Raw genomic sequence first — 15,917 nt, 5'->3', positions numbered from 1 at the left:
ACCGGATCGCGCGGTCCCCACACCTGAGAGAAGTGAAGCCTGTGTTCGCCGCCCGGCCATCCGGCCGTCGCTGAGCGACTTTCTTCGCCCGCGGCGGCCCAGCGCATCACCATGCCCTGAAACCGCAGGATTCTCTCGAAAAGGCTTGATCAACAATGGATCTGCGCATCCAGCGCTCCGTCGTGTCCCACCTCCGTACCCGTCCGAAGGTTCTCGAGACGGGGCCGTTCGTGGCCGGTCTCGACCCGGAGACGGCGAACCCGTTCATCAACTACGCCTCGCCGGTGCCCGGCGTCCCGATCACGGCCGCCGACGTCGCCGACCTGGTCGCCGCCTTCACCGGTGCCGGCCGCAAACCCCGTCTGGAGTACGTCACCAGCTGTGCCCCCGAACTGGAGGACCTGCTGACGGCGGCCGGTTTCACCGTCGAGGAGCGCAACCAGTACCTCGTCTGCACGCCGGAGACGCTCGGCGCGCACCCCGTACCCGAAGGTCTGACCCTGGCCGAACCCACGACGGACCCGGACCGGGCCGCGGTGGTCGCCGCCCAGAACGAGGCCTTCGGCGGTTCGGCCGATGACCGCCCGGAGGCCGCGGTGGCCCGGATCCGCCGGACCCAGGAACGCGGCGGGGTGGTGATCGGCGCCCGGACGGCTGACGGCGAGTGGGTCGGCGGCGGTCAGGCGGCCGCACCGATCGACGGCCTCAGCGAGGTCGCCGGGATCGCGGTCCGCGAGCCGTTCCGGCGGCGGGGGCTCGGCGCGGCGATCACCGCGGAGATCACCCACCGGCTGTTCCGGCGCGGCGGGGAGGTCGGCTGGCTGGAAGCGGGCAGCGACGACTCGTGGCGGGTCTATGAGCGGGTCGGGTATTCGCCGGCCGGGCACCGCCTGTACATCTCCCGACAGGTCTGACCGGGCGCACGCTCACGGCCGATCCGGACGGACCGGCCGTGAGCGGCGGCTTCGACCCGAAAGGTCACCGCGACAGGACTCTATGTTCGACCTGGCCGCATGCGTGATGGTGCGACGATGTGGACCATGACGGTCGACTACACGGTGCGGCTGCGATTCTCCGACGAGTCGCGGGCCGCGGCCACCCACACCAACCTCTCGGCGGTCCGGCTCGACGGCCGCGCGCTGTGGATCGCCGGGGACGAGACCGCGACGATCGAACGCCTGCTCGGCGACGACCCGGTGCGCCCGACCGAGTTCGGCGACGAGACGCGGTACCGGCTGGCTGACTTCGTCGATCTGCCGGGTATCGACGCCGACGAGGAGGCGGACGTGGAGGGGCTGGCCCGTAACGGCCGGTTCCTGTGGGCGATCGGCTCGCACAGCCTGCGCCGCAAGCAGATCAAGGAGCGCCACGAGGGGCAGAAGGCACTTCGCCGGCTGGCGCGCATCGAGGGGCAGGCGAATCGGCAGATCCTGGTGCGGCTGCCGATCGCCGAGGTGGACGGCGTGCCCACCCCGGTCCACGAACTGGAGGCCGACGGGATCCGGTACCGGGCCGCGGCGCTGGGCGTGCGTGACGACCTGCGCCGGCTGCTGCGCGACGACGAACACCTGGCGGTGTTCCTGCCGATTCCGGGCAAGGACAACGGACTCGACATCGAGGGCATCGCGGTACGCGAAGACCGCGTCTTCCTCGGGCTGCGGGGTCCGGTGCTGCGCGGCTGGGCGTTCGTGCTGGAGCTGCGGCCGTACGTGCTGGACACCGACCCGGGACGGCTCCGGCTGCACCGGTTCGAGGACGGCCGTCCGTACCGTAAGCATGTCCTCGATCTCGAGGGCCTGGGTGTGCGGGACCTCTGCCCGGACGGCGACGATCTGCTGGTGCTGGCCGGGCCGACGATGGACCTGGACGGGCCGGTACGCGTCTATCGCTGGCACGATGCGTGCCGGGCGGAGGTGCCGACGATCGTGCGGCACAACCTGCTCAGCCGCGAGCTGGAACTGACCTACGGCGAGGGCGACGACCACGCCGAGGGTCTGAGCATGCTCGGCACCGACCGGATTCTCGTCGTCTACGACAGCCCCGCCGCGGTACGGCTGGAAGCGGACGGGTCAGTCATCGCCGACGTGCTGAAACTCCCCTGACCCGGCAGGTCTGCGCCCATCAGGCGACGCTCGTGCTCGTGCCCGGAGCCGCGATCACGACGGCCCTCCGCGGCGCCGGAAAGTGTCGCACCCCCGGTCTAGCGTCGGGCCCATGGCAGCTTCTCCCCTCGCGCCCCTGGACCTCGACGACGATCCCACCGGAGGCGGCTGGGAGGCGTCCCTCGACCTGCTCCGGATCAGCGCCGGGCCACCGCGTCCGGGCTGGTGGCAGGCGTTGCGGGCGCAGCACGGGCGCACCGGGCTGTGGCCGCTGCTGCTGGGGAGCCTCTCCGACGACTCACCGGAACGGCCCTGGCGCGACGGGGACGATCTGTGTCCCGGCCTGGTCCGCAGTGCTCCCGGGGATCACTATCCCGGTGCCGTCCTGGGTGCCTGGTGGGCGGCCGTCCAGCCGGACGACGAGTCGGGTGCGAGCAGCTGGCCGGGCCTGGCCCGTCGCGGTGAGCCACAGGCCGACCCCGACGAGCGGGCCGCCGAGGTGGCCGATCTGATCGTCATCGAGGGCCTGCTCCGGGCGCCGCGGCTGGGTCTGGTCCCGGCCGGGCGTGGCGCCGACACCCTGGCCGCGGTGGGGTGGACCGGCCCGCTCAACTTCGAGAACGACACCGCGAAGATCTCGGCCGTGCTGCGCAACTGGGAGGACCGGTTCGGCGTGCGGGTGATCGAGGCCGGTTTCGACACTCTGTACCTCAGCGTCGCCGCGCCCCCGGTCGACGAGGAGCACGCGCTGGAGGTCGCGGCCGAGCTCTACGCCTTCTGCCCCGACAACGTCGACCAGGGCTGCGGCTCCCTGGAGGAGTATGCGAAGCAGCTCCTCGACGCGCCGCTCTGGTCGTTCTGGTGGGACTGACCCCTCGCCGCGGGGCGGTTCATCGGCCGGCCGGGTGGGAGACCTGCTCGGGGCCGAGGAAACGGCTGAGCGCGGCGGCTGCCGAGCCGGCCGGGCCGCGCCAGGCGACGTAACCGTCGGGACGTACCAGGACGGCTTCGCTCGTGTCCGCTGCCGGGGCCGCCACGAGCAGGCGTTCGCCGCACCCGGAAAGGGGCCGGGGGGTGACCAGGACGTGCCGGCCCTCGCGGAGCGCCTCGTAAAGGCGGCTGCCGTCGCGCAGGGTGAGGTCCGCGGCGCGCGGCGCACCGGGGTAACCGATGCCGACGCCGGAGATGACGCCGGTGGCGCGGCGGGCGACCGGCGGCAGCGCGAGCAGCACCGAGCCGAACGCGTTGCGCAGCCGCCGGGCCACGGCGGAGCTGATCATCGCCATCCGGATCAGGGCGCCGCTGCTGCGCAGGACCAGCCGGCCGACCGGGTGGCGTTCCGCCTCGTAGGTGTCGAGCAGATCGGCCGGCGCCCACCCGCGAACGGTGGCGGCGAGCTTCCAGGAGAGGTTCGCGGCGTCCTGCAGGCCGGTGTTCATGCCCTGGCCGCCGGCCGGTGAGTGCACGTGGGCGGCGTCGCCGGCCAGGAACACGCGGCCGGCCCGGTACCGCGGTGCCTGCCGCTCGTCGCTGTGGAAACGGGACAGCCAGCGTGCCTCGGTGATACCGAAGTCGGTGCCGTGCACCCGCCGGGTGACCTCGCGCAGTTCGCCGAGGGTCACCGGGACGTCGTCGGAGACCTGGTGGCGGCGGTCCCAGCAGAAGATCCGGTACCACCCGTCGCCGAACGGGGCGACCATCGCGAAGGCGTCGCCGACCGCGTTGACGGCGAGCACGTCCTCGGGCGGGGCGGCCAGGCGCACGTCGGCCAGCATGATCGAGGTGAGCACCGCCTTGCCGGGGAAGGGCAGGCCGAGCGCTTCGCGGACGGTGCTGCGCACGCCGTCGGTGCCGACCACCCAGTCGGCGGTGACAGTTCGCCCGCCGAAGTCGAGGGTGACCCGGTCACCGTCCTGCCGGAGGCCGGTCAGGCCGGCACCGCGCTCGATGCGGGCGCCGGCCTCGACGGCCCGCGCGGTCAGCGCTTCCTCCACCCGGTACTGCGGGGTGATCAGCAGGAACGGGTACCGGGACGGCAGCCGGCTCAGGTCGAGCCGGATCCGGTCGAACAGGCGCAGGCGCTCGACCCGGGCACCACCGGCGACGATGTCGTCGGCCAGGCCGCGGGCGTCGAGCAGCTCGAGGGTGCGGGCGTGGACACCGAAGGCCCGGGTCAGGTTGGACGTGCCGGAGCGGCGCTCGAACAGGGTGACCGGGATGCCGGCCCGGGCCAGGTCGCCGGCCAGGAGCAGGCCGGTCGGCCCGGCTCCGATGATCGCGACGGTGGTGTGCACGGTTGCCTCACTCTCGTTTGCCAACACTTGTTGGCAAACGGTAGGCGTCATTTCATGGTCGAGTCAACAGTTGTTGGCAAACGCTTGTTGGCATACGCTTCGGCGCATGACCGCACGCCGCTCCGACACCACCCGGGCCGCGATCCTCGCGGCCGCCCGGGAGCGCTTCGCCACCGACGGCTTCGAACGCGCCACCATCCGGGCCATCGCCGCCGACGCCCGCATCGACCCGTCGATGGTGATGCGCTACTTCGGTAACAAGGAGGCGCTCTTCGCCGCGGCCGCCGACTTCGACCTGCGGCTGCCGGACCTCAGCGAGACACCCCGCGAGGAGGTCGGGGCGGCACTGGTCCGGCACTTCCTGCACCGCTGGGAGGGCGACGAGACGCTGATGGCCCTGCTACGGACGGCGGTCACCAAGGAGGCCGCGGCCGAGCGGATGCGTTCGATCTTCGCCGGTCAGATCGGGCCGATCGCCGCGCGCATGTCCCCCGACCCGGCACAGGCCGCCACCCGGGCCGGGCTCGTCGCCACCCAGATGCTGGGCTTCGCCCTGTGCCGCTTCGTGCTGCGGCTGCCACCGGTGGTCGAGTTGCCGCCCGAGGAGGCGATCGCCTGGTTCAGCCCTACCGTCCAGCGCTACCTGACCGGTGAAGTTGATCTATACTTTTCACACGACAGGTAGTCGCTTGATGGGTAGTCAAAGCGCTATAGTCGCATGCATGGACATGCAGTCGCTGCGTCTGATGGGCGCACACGAGATCCGCATGAAACTCGGCGGCATCGGCCGGCAACGGCTCCTTATGATCACCCGCCGACCGGACTTCCCCAGCCCACTGGCCCAGCTCACCCAGGGCAAGGTCTGGCTGGCCGACCAGATCGACGACTGGCTCGCCGCCCACGGTTCCGAGATCAACACCCCGCCCCGCACCCGCGCTGAGCACCGGCCAGGCCCACGCTGATCCGCGCCGGAAGCTGAAAAGGGCCGGCCCGGCAGATCCGGACCGGCCCTTTCAGGGATGTCAGGCGCCGCGCAGGCCAGCACCGAAACGGGAGGCCGTGACCGCGACCGCCGCGTCGCGGGCGGCGATCGTCTCCTCCGAGGTGAGCGTCCGGTCCGGAGCACGGAAGGTCAGCTTGTAGGCCAGCGACCGCTTGTCCTCGCCGAGCTGCTCCGACTCGTACACGTCGAACAGCGCCACCGACTCCAGCAGCGTGCCCGCACCCTCGGCCAGAGCCGCCTGCACCTCGGCCGCCGGGACCGTGCGATCCAGGACCAGGGCCACGTCGATCAGCGCCGGCGGGAAGGTGGAGATCTTCGGTGCCTCGACGACCGGAGCGTCCGGCAGCGCGTCCAGGTCGATCTCGGCTGCCGCCGTGCGCTTCGGCAGTTCGAGAGCCGCCAGGACCGCGGGGTGCAGTTCGCCGGCATGACCGACCACGGTGCCGTCGACCAGGATCGCGGCGCAACGGCCGGGATGCCACGGTGCGTGCTCGGCTGCCCGTACCGTCACCCGGTCCTCGGAAACGCCACTCGCCGCCACCGCGACGCGCGCCGCCTCGATGGCGTCCGCCCACGTCGCGGCACGGCCCGGACCCCACCAGCCGGCCGGCTCGATGTCGCCGGCCAGCACGACGGCCAGATGCCACGGCTGCTCGGGGACGATCGCGTTCGCGGCCGCCCACTCGGCGTTCGCGGGACGGTGGTCCACGCCCAACGAAGGCGGCGCGGTCGAGGTCAGGTGCGGCAGGAACACCGTGCCGGCCTCGAACAGCGCCACATCCCGCCGGCCGCGGCCGAGGTTGCGCTTCAGGGTGCCGAGAAGCGGGCCGAGCAGGGTGGTCCGCAGCAGCGGCTCCTCCTCGGACAACGGGTTGGTGAGCCGCACGGCGCTGCGCCGCGGGTCCGCCGGAGGCAACCCGAGGGCGTCGGCGGTGCCGGGCGAGACGAACGGGTACGACAACACTTCGACGTACCCGTTCTCGGCGAGCGCACGCCCCACCGACCGGCGCCGCTTCTGCGCCGGGGTGAGACCACGGCTCGCCCCGGCCGGCGGCAGCACGCTCGGGATCTCGTTGTAACCGCCGAGCCGCGCCACCTCCTCGACCAGGTCGATCGGGGCGGCCAGGTCGGGACGCCAGGTCGGCGGCACGACGCTGAGCACCTCGTCACCGGTCACCTCGCAGCCGATCTTGCGCAGGAGACCGGCGACCTGCTCGCCCGAGTACGGCAGCCCGACGAGCCGGGCCGGCGTGTCGGCCGGCAGAGTCAGCGCCACCGGCGCGACCACGTTGTCGATGTCCAGCACCCGATCGTCAGCGGTGCCACCGGCGTGCTCGACCAGGATCTCGACGGCCTTCTGCAGCGCGGCGAGGGGCAGCGCCGGGTCGACACCCCGCTCCCAGCGCTTGGCGGCCTCGCTGAAGAGCTTGTGACGCCGGGCGGTCCGCCCGACCATGACCGGATCCCAGTGGGCGGCCTCGAGGAGCACGTTGACGGTGCCCTCCTGCCATTCACTGGTCTCGCCGCCCATCACAGCGGCGAGCGAGATCGGCCCGGTCTCGTCGCAGATCACCATGTCCTCGGCGTCGAGCACCCGGACGACACCGTCCAGGGTGGTCAGCTTCTCGCCGGCCCGGGCCCGCCGGACGATGAGACCGCCGTGCAGACGGTCCAGGTCGAAGACGTGCATCGGCTGGCCGAACTCGAGCATCAGGTAGTTGGTGATGTCGACCGGCAGCGAGATGGCCCGGATGCCGGCCGCGATGAGCCGCCGCTGCATCCACTCCGGAGACTGCGCGCCCGGGTCGATACCGCGCACGACACGGGCCGCGAACCGGTCGCAGCCGACGGTGTCCTCGATCGAGACGGGATGCGGCACGTCGCCGGTCGCCCCCGGCGCGGTGAGAGCGGCCGGGTCGGTGAACGGCACGTCGAAGTACGTGGCCAGCTCCCGCGCGATGCCGCGGACACTCATCTCGTAACCGCGGTCCGGGGTGATCTCCACCTCGATCAGGACCTCGTCGAGGCCAACCACGGGACGAGCGTCGGTGCCGGGCGCGGGAGAGGACGGGGGCAGCACGATGATGCCCGAGTGATCGCCGGACAGGCCCAGTTCGGCGGCCGAGCAGATCATGCCGTTGGAGTTGCGGCCGTACGTCTTCCGCGCACCGATCTTGAACCCGCCCGGCAGCTCGCCCCCGGGCAGGATTACCACGACGAGGTCGCCCTCGGCGAAGTTACGCGCCCCGCAGACGATCTCCTGGGGGGAGGAAGAGCCCACGTCGACGGTGGTGAACCGGATCGGCTTCTTGAAACCGGTGAGCTCCTCGATCGTCAGCACCCGGCCGACGACCAGGTCACCGGTGACCGTGGCGGCCTGGTCGACGATCCCCTCGACCTCCATGCCGAGGTTGGTGAGCGCCTCGTCCAGCTCCGAAGCGGTGATGCCGGTGGGCAGCTCGACGTACTCGCGCAGCCACGACAGTGACGTCTTCATCGCTTCAGGACTCCATTCCGAAGTTCGTGGTGAACCGCACGTCGCCCTCGACCATGTCGCGCATGTCGGAGACGCCGTTGCGGAACATCAGGGTCCGCTCGACACCCATGCCGAACGCGAACCCGGAGTACTTGGCCGGGTCGATGCCGCAGGCGGTCAGCACCCGCGGGTTGACCATGCCGCAGCCACCCCACTCGACCCAGCGCGGGCCGTCGCGGTGCTGGGCGAACCAGACGTCGAACTCGGCGGACGGCTCGGTGAACGGGAAGTAGTGCGGCCGCCAGCGGGTCTTCGCGTCCGGGCCGAACATCGCCCTGGCGAAGTGGTCGAGGGTGCCGCGCAGGTGGGCCATCGTGATGCCCTCGTCGATGACCAGGCCCTCGATCTGGTGGAACACCGGGCTGTGCGTGGCGTCCAGCTCGTCGGTCCGGTAGACGCGGCCGGGGCTGACCACGTAGATCGGCGGCTGCCGGTCGAGCATGGTGCGCACCTGGCCGGGCGACGTGTGGGTCCGCATGACCAGGCCGGGCAGGTCGACGAAGAACGTGTCGGAGGCACTGCGGACCGGGTTGTCCGGGCCGATGTTGAGCGCGTCGAAGTTGGCCCACTCCAGCTCCAGCTGCGGGCCGTCGACGATGTCGTAACCCATGCCGATGAAGATGTCGCCCATGTGCTCCATCAGCGTGGTCAGCGGGTGACGGGCACCCCGCGGGCGGCGGGCCCACGGCAGGGTGACGTCGACCCGTTCCTCGACCAGGACACGGGCTGCGCGGTCGGCCTCGAGCTCGGCCTGGCGGGCGTCGTAGGCGGCCTGCACGGCCTGCCGGGCGACGTTGACCCGCTTACCGGCGTCGGACTTCGCGGCCGGCGGCAGAGACCCGATCTCCCGGCGGGCCAGCGACACCGGCGACCGGTCGCCCAGATGCGCGGGCTTCAGCGCGGACAGCGCGTCGAGGTCGGCGGCGGCGGCGAACGCCTTCTCGGCCTCCGTGACGGCGCCCTCGAGAGCCTCGGGGGCCAGCAGGGCGGCCTGTTTCGGATCGTACGGATCGTTGCGATAGGACATGATCGGGCGAGCTCCCTAACACCGGATTAGCCGTCGGCTAGTCGGAACTGTGTGCAGCGAGGCCGCGGAGGGCGACTCGGCTGGGACATCGTTGCCATCAAGTGCACCGAGCGCAGCGAGGGCCGGAAAGGGCGACTCGGCTGGGACAGTCTACGGAGGCGCGGCTGAGCCGCAGCCCGCCGGTCAGGGAGTGCGCAGAAGTGTCAGATCCGGCGCCCGCAACCAGCGGGCCGAATAAACGAAAGACCTGACATGCCGCCCAGCATACCCTCAGCGCTGCGCGCGGGCCGAAGCATATAGACAGACGGCGGCCGCCGCGGCCAGGTTGAGGCTCTCGGCGCCACCATAGATGGGTACGCGCACGCGCCGGTCCGCGGCGGCGAGGACCTCGGGCGGCAGGCCGTGTGCCTCCGAGCCGAACAGCCACGCCGTCGGCAGCGCGAGCTGACCGCCGTCGAGCAGCGAATCCACGTCGTCCTCACCGGTGCCACTGGTGGCGAGCACCTGCAGGCCGCTGTCCTGCAGCAGGTCGATGACGCTGAGCGGGGCGCGGACCACGTCGACGTGGAACAGCGAGCCGGCCGACGACCGTACACATTTGCCGTTGTAGGGATCGACGGCGTCGCCGGCGAAGATGACCGCACCGGCTCCCGCGGCGTCGGCCGTACGCAGCACGGTTCCGGCGTTCCCGGGGTCCCGGATCTCGGCGACCACGGCGACCAGCCGCGGGTTCTTCGCGAGGGCCTCGCCGATCGAGACGTCGCCCTGTTCGCAGATCGCGACCAGTCCCTGCGGGTGCACGGTCTCGGCGAGCGCGGCGAGGGCGTCGTCGGTGACCGGGGACAGCTCCGGCGCCTGCGCGGCCAGTTCGGCGTGACGCTCCAGCGCGGCGGGCGTGCCGAACAACTCGATCACCGCCCCCGCGGCGAGCGCTTCACGCACGGCCTGCGGGCCTTCGGCGAGGAAGCGCCCGGACTGGTCGCGGTCCCGGCGGCGTTGCAGGCGGCGGGCGGCGACGATGCGGGGCGTACGGGGCGTGAACATGGTCTCCTCATGCAGACGCCTCCCGATCGTCGATCGGGAGGCGTCTTGAAAGTGCTACGCGATAAGTGAAGTTTTGTTGACGACGGCGGGGACCGCCGTCGCGAACAACCTTCGTCAGGCAGCCTGCGCGGCGGCGCCGCCGGTGCCCTCGGCCGCGACGGCCGCACGAGCGACCTCGACGATGGCCGCGAAGGCAGCCGCGTCGTGCACCGCGAGGTCGGCCAGGATCTTGCGGTCGACCTCGACCTCGGCCAGCTTGAGGCCCTGGATCAGGCGGTTGTAGGTCATGCCGTTCGACCGGGCAGCCGCGTTGATACGGGTGATCCACAGCTGGCGGAAGTCGCCCTTGCGGTCACGGCGGTCACGGTACGAGTACTGCATCGAGTGCAGCACCTGCTCCTTGGCCTTGCGGTACAGGCGGGAGCGCTGACCGCGGTAGCCGCTCGCGGTCTCGAGCAGGGTGCGGCGCTTCTTCTGGGCGTTTACCGCCCGCTTGACGCGTGCCATTTCTAGTTACTCCTTCAGGGGAACTGGGTCAGGCTCGCGTCAGCGGCCCAGAAGCTTCTTCACACGCGGGGTGTCGACCTTGGCCACAACGACCGTGCCGGTCATCCGACGGGTGACGTGGGAGCTCTTGCCCTCCAGCAGGTGGCGCTTGCCGGTCTGCTCGCGCACGATCTTTCCCTTGCCGGTGACCTTCACCCGCTTACCCATGCCGGTGTGGCTCTTCATCTTGGGCACTTGACGCCTCTTTCTGATCTCTCCCCACGACCGGGGGGTTGCGGGGAAAAGCTTGACTACTCTGCTGCGGTGGTCTCGGCAGGAGCGGCCTGCTCGACGTCGGCGGCTTCGCCCTCACGCGGCTCACGGGCGGGCTTGGCGCCGGCGGCGACGGCAGCAACGGCAGCGGCCTTGGTGGCCCGGTGCGGAGCGAGCACCATGATCATGTTCCGGCCGTCCTGCTTGGGGCTGGCCTCGACGAAGCCGAGCTCCGAGATTTCCTCGCTGAGCCGGCGCAGGAGCCGGAAACCCAGCTCGGGACGGCTCTGCTCACGACCACGGAACATGATCGTCACCTTGACCTTGTCGCCCGCCTTGAGGAACCGCACCACGTGACCCTTTTTGGTCTCGTAGTCGTGCGGGTCGATCTTCGGCCGGAGCTTCATTTCCTTGATGACGGTCTGCTGCTGGTTGCGCCGCGCTTCGCGGGCCTTGAGTGCGCTCTCGTACTTGAACTTGCCGAAGTCCATGAGCTTGCACACCGGCGGCCGCGCCATCGGAGCAACCTCGACCAGGTCCAGGTCGACGTCCGCGGCCAGCTGGAGAGCGCGCTCGACCGGCACGATGCCGACCTGCTCACCCTCCGGACCGACCAGACGGACCTCACGAGCCCGGATCTGTTCGTTCACGCGTGGTTCGACGCTGATGGGGCCTCCTCAGTTGATACCTCACCCGGCCGGACAGGCCGGGCGCTGCCAATGTCGGTCGGCCCCGAGTGTCCCGCTGGCCGCGGGACGCCGGGAAAGTAGAAGGCCCCGGTCCGCTCTCTCGGAAGAGAGCATGCCGGGGCCCGCTCGACCGGTCATCGGCGCCCAAAGGAGGACGCGCACCCGACAGAAGATATTCCCCTGTCAGGGAGACCGGACCCGGCCACAGTCAGTGACTCGGGTGGGAACCAGCGGGCTCCTCTTTCGCGCCCGTCTCTTGAGGGAGAGGGCGTGGTCGACTACCCGCTAGCCTATCAGGCCCGCTGAGAAGCGCTTATCGAGCCTCCAGGGAAGCCGGTCAGGCGTCCTGGGAGGCCGAATGCAGCGCCCGCAAAGTCCGCACTCCGTCGACCGCGTAGTCCTTGTCGACCGCCTGCAACGCGTGGATCGGGACCTGCTCGTCGTCGTGCAGCTCCAGATGGGCCCACGCCGAGTTCCGGTCGAACCGGATAGCGCGGATCACCTCCCACGGCAGGTCGTAACCGCCGATCACGTTGCGCACGTGCACGCCCGCGTCGTCGGCGGTCACCCGCGGCCGGCAGAACAGCAGGATGCCGAGGCCGAGCAGCACACCGAGCCCGATCATGGCGAACTTGTCGCCCGCCTGGAAGGTGGCCTGCGAGTTCTGGAAGCCTGCCGAGCCGCTCAGGCCCAGGCCCATCACGGTGAACAGCACCGCCACGCCGACGGCCAGCGGGACGGCCACCCAGCGGATCTTCTTGGGGCGGTACAGAACGGCGGTCATCTCACAGCCTGCAGTTCGCGATGTCGGTCACCAGGATGGCGCGGGCGCCCAGGTCGTACAGCTCGTCCATGACCCGGTGCACGTCCTTGCGCTGGACCATCGCCTGCACGGCCACCCAGCCCTCCCGGTGCAGCGGGGAGACGGTCGGCGACTCGATTCCCGGCGTCAGGCCGGTGGCCTGCTCCAGCAGATCGGCGCGTACGTCGTACGCCAGCATGACGAAGTTCCTGGCGACCAGCACGCCCTGCAGCCGCCGCAGCAGCTGGGCGGCACCGGCCGGAACCTCCTGCCCCGCGCGCCCGATCAGGATGGCCGAGGACTTCATGATCGGGTCGCCGATCGTGACGAGGCCGGCCTGGCGCAGCGTCGCGCCGGTCTCCACCACGTCGGCGATCAGGTCGGCGACACCGAGCCGGACCGCGTTCTCGACCGCGCCGTCGAGCCGCACCACGTCCGCCTTGAGTGCGTGCTCGTCGAGGTAGCGGCCGACCACTCCGGGATAGGCGGTGGCGATGCGCCGGCCACCGATCTCGTCGGTGCTGGTGAGCGTCCCGGCCGGAGCGGCCCAGCGGAACGTCGCCCGGCCGAAGTTCAGGTCGAGCAGCTCGTCGGCCGGGACACCGGAGTCGACCAGCAGGTCGCGGCCGGTGATGCCGAGATCCAGATCACCCGAGCCGACGTACGTCGCGATGTCCTTCGGCCGCAGGTAGAAGAACTCGACGTTGTTGGCTTCGTCACGGCAGATCAGGTCTTTGGGGTCGGTGCGCTGGCGGTACCCGGCGTCCCGCAACATCTGTGACGCGGGTGCGGACAGGGTCCCCTTGTTCGGAATGGCGATGCGCAGCATGGACGTGCTCCTTCGATCAGTGAACGGGCCCGGGAATCCACGTCACAGATGTCGGTAGACGTCCTTGAGCTCCAGTCCGGTGGCGATCATCAGGACCTGTGCCTGGTAGAGCAGCTGGGAGATCTCCTCGGCAGCGCGTTCCGGCCCCTCGTGCTCGGCGGCCATCCACGACTCGGCCGCCTCTTCGACGACCTTCTTGCCGATGAAGTGGACTCCGCGTTCGAGCGCCTCGACGGTGCCCGAACCGGGTGTCTTGTCCGCCGCCTTGCTTTGCAACTCGGCAAACAGTTCTTCGAACGTCTTCACGAGGACCGATTGTGGCAGCTCATCACGTCTTGACGACGAACGCCCCCAGCGGTTGGGACGTCTTCTAAGCTCCCGGCATGGTCAGCCGACTCACCCCCGTGGCCCTGGGTGGCGCAGCACTGCTGCTTGCCACTGTCGCGGCCTGCTCCCCCGTCGACGAGAAGAACACCACCGCCACCGCCTCGGCCGCCCCAGCCGCGACGTGTGACCCGGCATCGCTGAAGACCCGGACCGCCGGCAAGCTCACCGTCGGCACCGACACCCCGGCGTACGAGCCGTGGTTCAGCGACAACAAGCCGGACAACGGCAAGGGCTTCGAGTCCGCGGTCGCCTACCAGGTTGCCCAGCGGCTCGGCTATCAGCAGTCCGACGTGGTGTGGGTGCAGGTCGGGTTCAACAACGCGATCGCGCCCGGCCCCAAGACGTTCGACATCGACCTCAACCAGTTCTCGATCACCGACGAGCGCAAGGCCGCGGTGGACTTCTCGTCCCCGTACTACCTGGTGCGCCAGACCGTGATCACCACCAAGGGCTCGAAGATCGCCGGCGCCAAGTCGATCGCCGACCTGACGAACGCCAAGCTCGGTGCGCAGGTCGGGACGACCAGCTACCAGGCGATCACCGACGTGATCAAGCCGGCCGCCGGCCCGTCGGTGTTCAACAACAACGACGACGCCAAGAAGGCCCTGGAGAACGGGACCGTCGACGGGATCGTGGTGGACCTGCCGACGGCGTTCTACATGACCGGCGCCGAGCTGGACAACGGCGTCATCGTCGGTCAGCTGCCGCAGGTCGGCGTGCCCGAGCAGTTCGGCATCGTGCTCGACAAGGGCTCGGCGCTGACCGGCTGCGTCAGCAGGGCGGTCGACCAGCTCCGCCAGGACGGCACCCTCACCGAACTGGAGAAGACCTGGCTCGCCGGCACCGCGGGAGCTCCTGAGCTCCAGTGACGTACCGACCCAGTACCCGGCAACAGGAACGGATCGCCTACCGTCGCGGACGGGCGGTCCGTTCCGTTCTGCTGGCCGCCGCATCGACGGCCGTCGTCGGCCTCGGCCTCGCCTTCGGCATCACCGGGGCGCCCGGCTGGGAACGGGTGAAGGAGTCCTTCTTCGACCCGGAGACGGCGGTCGAATATCTTCCGCAGATCCTCGAAGGCCTCTGGCTCAACCTGAGGCTGCTGGTGGTCTGCGCCACGTGCGCGCTGGCGCTGGGCCTGCTCGTGGCGGTGCTGCGGACCCTGCGCGGGCCGGTGTTCTTCCCGGTCCGGGCACTGGCCACCGGCTACACGTACTCGTTCCGCGGCCTGCCGCTGATCATCGTGATCTACCTGTTCGCCTTCGGTATCCCCGGCCTGCGCCTGCAGGGCACACCGGACGTGCTGGTGCTCGGCGCCGCGGCGATCATCGTTACCTACGGTGCCTATCTGGCCGAGGTGTTCCGGGCCGGCATCGAGTCGGTGCACCCGAGCCAGGTCGCGGCGGCTCGCTCGCTGGGGCTGAGCTACCGGCAGGCGATGCGGCACGTGGTGCTGCCGCAGGCGGTCCGCCGGGTCGCGCCGCCGCTGCTCAACGACACGGTGGCGCTGCAGAAGGACGTCGGCCTGATCTCGCTGGCCGGTCCGATCGACGCGATCCGGGCCGCCCAGATCGGCGTGGCCCAGGACGCCGACTTCACCCCGTACATCGTCGCCGGGGTCCTGTTCGTTCTTCTCGCCCTGCCGCTCATCGCGGTCACGGACTTCGTGACGCTGCGCGCGGCCCGTCGCCAGAACGCGGGGACCTGATGCTGCTCGAGATCAAGGACGTCCGCAAGGTCTTCGGCGATCACGTGATCCTCGACGGTCTGAGCCTCGACGTGGCCGAGCACGAGGTCGTCGCCCTGATCGGGGCCTCCGGCTCCGGCAAGTCGACCCTGCTGCGCTGCGTGAACCTGCTCACCGAGATCGACGACGGCACGATCCACCTGGACGGCGAGGAGATCACCGACCCGCGCGCCGACCCGGATCAGGTGCGCCGCCGGATCGGGCTGGTCTTCCAGTCCTACAACCTGTTTCCGCACATGACGGTCCTGGACAACATCATTCTTGCGCCGGTACGCGTCCACAAGCGCCCGCCGGCTGAGGTCAGGGAGCAGGCACACACCTGGCTCGAGCGGGTCGGCCTGGCGGACAAGGCGGGCGCCTACCCGGACCGGCTCTCCGGGGGCCAGCAGCAGCGGGTCGCCATCGTCCGGGCCCTGGTCAACAGCCCGCGCCTGCTTCTGCTGGACGAGGTCACCTCGGCGCTCGACCCGGAGCTGGTCGGTGAGGTGCTCTCGATGATCCGGGATCTCAAGGGCGAGGGCATGACGATGGTGCTGGCCACCCATGAGATGGGCTTCGCCAGACAGGTGGCCGACCGGGTCGCCTTCCTGGACGGCGGGCGGGTGCTCGAACAGGGGCCGCCGGAGCAGGTGCTCGGCGACCCCGTCCAGGCTCGTACCCGTCAGTTCCTGGCCCGGATCATCGAAGCCGGGCGGCTCTGA

18 protein-coding genes are annotated in these 15,917 nt (G+C 70.4%); 8 read left to right on the top strand and 10 right to left on the bottom strand.

Annotation, left to right across the window (positions count from 1 at the left end; all coding sequences use genetic code 11):
- The first annotated feature begins 155 nt into the window (after positions 1-155).
- The 3 genes from AB0G04_RS36935 to AB0G04_RS36925 all read left to right on the top strand — a co-directional run bounded on the left by AB0G04_RS36935 (position 156) and on the right by AB0G04_RS36925 (position 2,973).
- Positions 156-914: a GNAT family N-acetyltransferase gene (locus AB0G04_RS36935; protein ID WP_360992885.1), complete on the top strand. Its 759-nt coding sequence runs from the start codon at positions 156-158 to the stop codon at positions 912-914.
- 117 nt (positions 915-1,031) lie between these two features.
- Entirely contained in the window at positions 1,032-2,102 is a 1,071-nt protein-coding gene (locus tag AB0G04_RS36930; RefSeq protein WP_360992882.1) for a DUF3616 domain-containing protein, read from the top strand.
- A gap of 112 nt (positions 2,103-2,214) precedes the next feature.
- Positions 2,215-2,973, top strand: coding sequence for a DUF4253 domain-containing protein (locus tag AB0G04_RS36925; protein ID WP_360992879.1), 759 nt, complete (start codon positions 2,215-2,217; stop codon positions 2,971-2,973).
- Positions 2,974-2,992: 19 nt separating this feature from the next.
- On the opposite strand, the gene AB0G04_RS36920 is transcribed toward AB0G04_RS36925, so the two are convergent.
- Positions 2,993-4,420 carry an FAD-dependent monooxygenase gene (locus tag AB0G04_RS36920; RefSeq protein ID WP_360992876.1) on the bottom strand — a complete coding sequence of 476 codons (1,428 nt, stop codon included), beginning with the start codon at positions 4,418-4,420 and terminating at the stop codon, positions 2,993-2,995.
- 82 nt (positions 4,421-4,502) lie between these two features.
- Between AB0G04_RS36920 and AB0G04_RS36915 the strand changes: the two genes are divergently transcribed.
- Both AB0G04_RS36915 and AB0G04_RS36910 read left to right on the top strand, forming a co-directional pair.
- Positions 4,503-5,081 (top strand): TetR family transcriptional regulator, encoded by a 579-nt coding sequence (locus AB0G04_RS36915; RefSeq protein WP_360992873.1) that lies wholly within the window; start codon positions 4,503-4,505, stop codon positions 5,079-5,081.
- A 37-nt stretch (positions 5,082-5,118) separates the two neighbouring features.
- Positions 5,119-5,358 carry a DNA-binding protein gene (locus AB0G04_RS36910; RefSeq protein WP_360992870.1) on the top strand — a complete coding sequence of 80 codons (240 nt, stop codon included), beginning with the start codon at positions 5,119-5,121 and terminating at the stop codon, positions 5,356-5,358.
- 60 nt (positions 5,359-5,418) lie between these two features.
- Here AB0G04_RS36910 and pheT read toward each other — a convergent pair whose 3' ends face one another.
- The 9 genes from pheT to AB0G04_RS36865 all read right to left on the bottom strand — a co-directional run bounded on the left by pheT (position 5,419) and on the right by AB0G04_RS36865 (position 13,409).
- The gene (pheT, locus tag AB0G04_RS36905; RefSeq protein WP_360992868.1) at positions 5,419-7,896 is read right to left on the bottom strand and encodes a phenylalanine--tRNA ligase subunit beta; all 2,478 of its coding nucleotides are present in this window, start codon (positions 7,894-7,896) and stop codon (positions 5,419-5,421) included.
- Between the two features lie 4 nt (positions 7,897-7,900).
- On the bottom strand, positions 7,901-8,962 hold the full coding sequence (locus tag AB0G04_RS36900) for a phenylalanine--tRNA ligase subunit alpha (protein WP_360992864.1): 1,062 nt from the start codon (positions 8,960-8,962) through the stop codon (positions 7,901-7,903).
- Positions 8,963-9,232: 270 nt separating this feature from the next.
- Complete coding sequence (locus tag AB0G04_RS36895; protein WP_360992861.1) at positions 9,233-10,006, bottom strand: RNA methyltransferase; 774 nt, start codon at positions 10,004-10,006, stop codon at positions 9,233-9,235.
- Between the two features lie 114 nt (positions 10,007-10,120).
- Positions 10,121-10,513: a 50S ribosomal protein L20 gene (gene rplT / locus AB0G04_RS36890; RefSeq protein ID WP_360992858.1), complete on the bottom strand. Its 393-nt coding sequence runs from the start codon at positions 10,511-10,513 to the stop codon at positions 10,121-10,123.
- A gap of 39 nt (positions 10,514-10,552) precedes the next feature.
- Complete coding sequence (gene rpmI, locus AB0G04_RS36885) at positions 10,553-10,747, bottom strand: 50S ribosomal protein L35 (RefSeq protein ID WP_360992855.1); 195 nt, start codon at positions 10,745-10,747, stop codon at positions 10,553-10,555.
- A 56-nt stretch (positions 10,748-10,803) separates the two neighbouring features.
- Positions 10,804-11,415, bottom strand: a complete 612-nt coding sequence (gene infC / locus AB0G04_RS36880; protein ID WP_360992852.1) for a translation initiation factor IF-3 — start codon at positions 11,413-11,415, stop codon at positions 10,804-10,806.
- A gap of 376 nt (positions 11,416-11,791) precedes the next feature.
- On the bottom strand, positions 11,792-12,238 hold the full coding sequence (locus tag AB0G04_RS36875) for a PH domain-containing protein (RefSeq protein WP_360992849.1): 447 nt from the start codon (positions 12,236-12,238) through the stop codon (positions 11,792-11,794).
- Position 12,239: 1 nt separating this feature from the next.
- A complete protein-coding gene (gene hisG / locus AB0G04_RS36870; protein WP_360992846.1) occupies positions 12,240-13,085 on the bottom strand; it encodes an ATP phosphoribosyltransferase in 846 nt (281 codons plus the stop codon).
- 42 nt (positions 13,086-13,127) lie between these two features.
- A complete protein-coding gene (locus AB0G04_RS36865) occupies positions 13,128-13,409 on the bottom strand; it encodes a phosphoribosyl-ATP diphosphatase (RefSeq protein WP_236642898.1) in 282 nt (93 codons plus the stop codon).
- 59 nt (positions 13,410-13,468) lie between these two features.
- On the opposite strand from AB0G04_RS36865, the gene AB0G04_RS36860 reads away from it, so the two are divergent.
- From AB0G04_RS36860 to AB0G04_RS36850, 3 genes are read left to right on the top strand one after another with little or no spacing between them, the layout of a single operon-like run.
- Complete coding sequence (locus AB0G04_RS36860; RefSeq protein ID WP_360992843.1) at positions 13,469-14,341, top strand: ABC transporter substrate-binding protein; 873 nt, start codon at positions 13,469-13,471, stop codon at positions 14,339-14,341.
- The gene (locus tag AB0G04_RS36855; RefSeq protein WP_360992840.1) at positions 14,338-15,177 is read left to right on the top strand and encodes an amino acid ABC transporter permease; all 840 of its coding nucleotides are present in this window, start codon (positions 14,338-14,340) and stop codon (positions 15,175-15,177) included. Before AB0G04_RS36860 ends, AB0G04_RS36855 begins: the two co-directional genes overlap by 4 nt.
- Positions 15,177-15,917 carry an amino acid ABC transporter ATP-binding protein gene (locus AB0G04_RS36850; RefSeq protein ID WP_360992837.1) on the top strand — a complete coding sequence of 247 codons (741 nt, stop codon included), beginning with the start codon at positions 15,177-15,179 and terminating at the stop codon, positions 15,915-15,917. Before AB0G04_RS36855 ends, AB0G04_RS36850 begins: the two co-directional genes overlap by 1 nt.

Origin of the sequence: Actinoplanes sp. NPDC023801 (assembly GCF_040639655.1) — a bacterium.
Taxonomy (GTDB): Bacteria; Actinomycetota; Actinomycetes; order Mycobacteriales; family Micromonosporaceae; genus Actinoplanes.
Note: the sequence above shows the minus strand (reverse complement) of the source record. Positions and strands in the feature narration are given on the sequence as shown.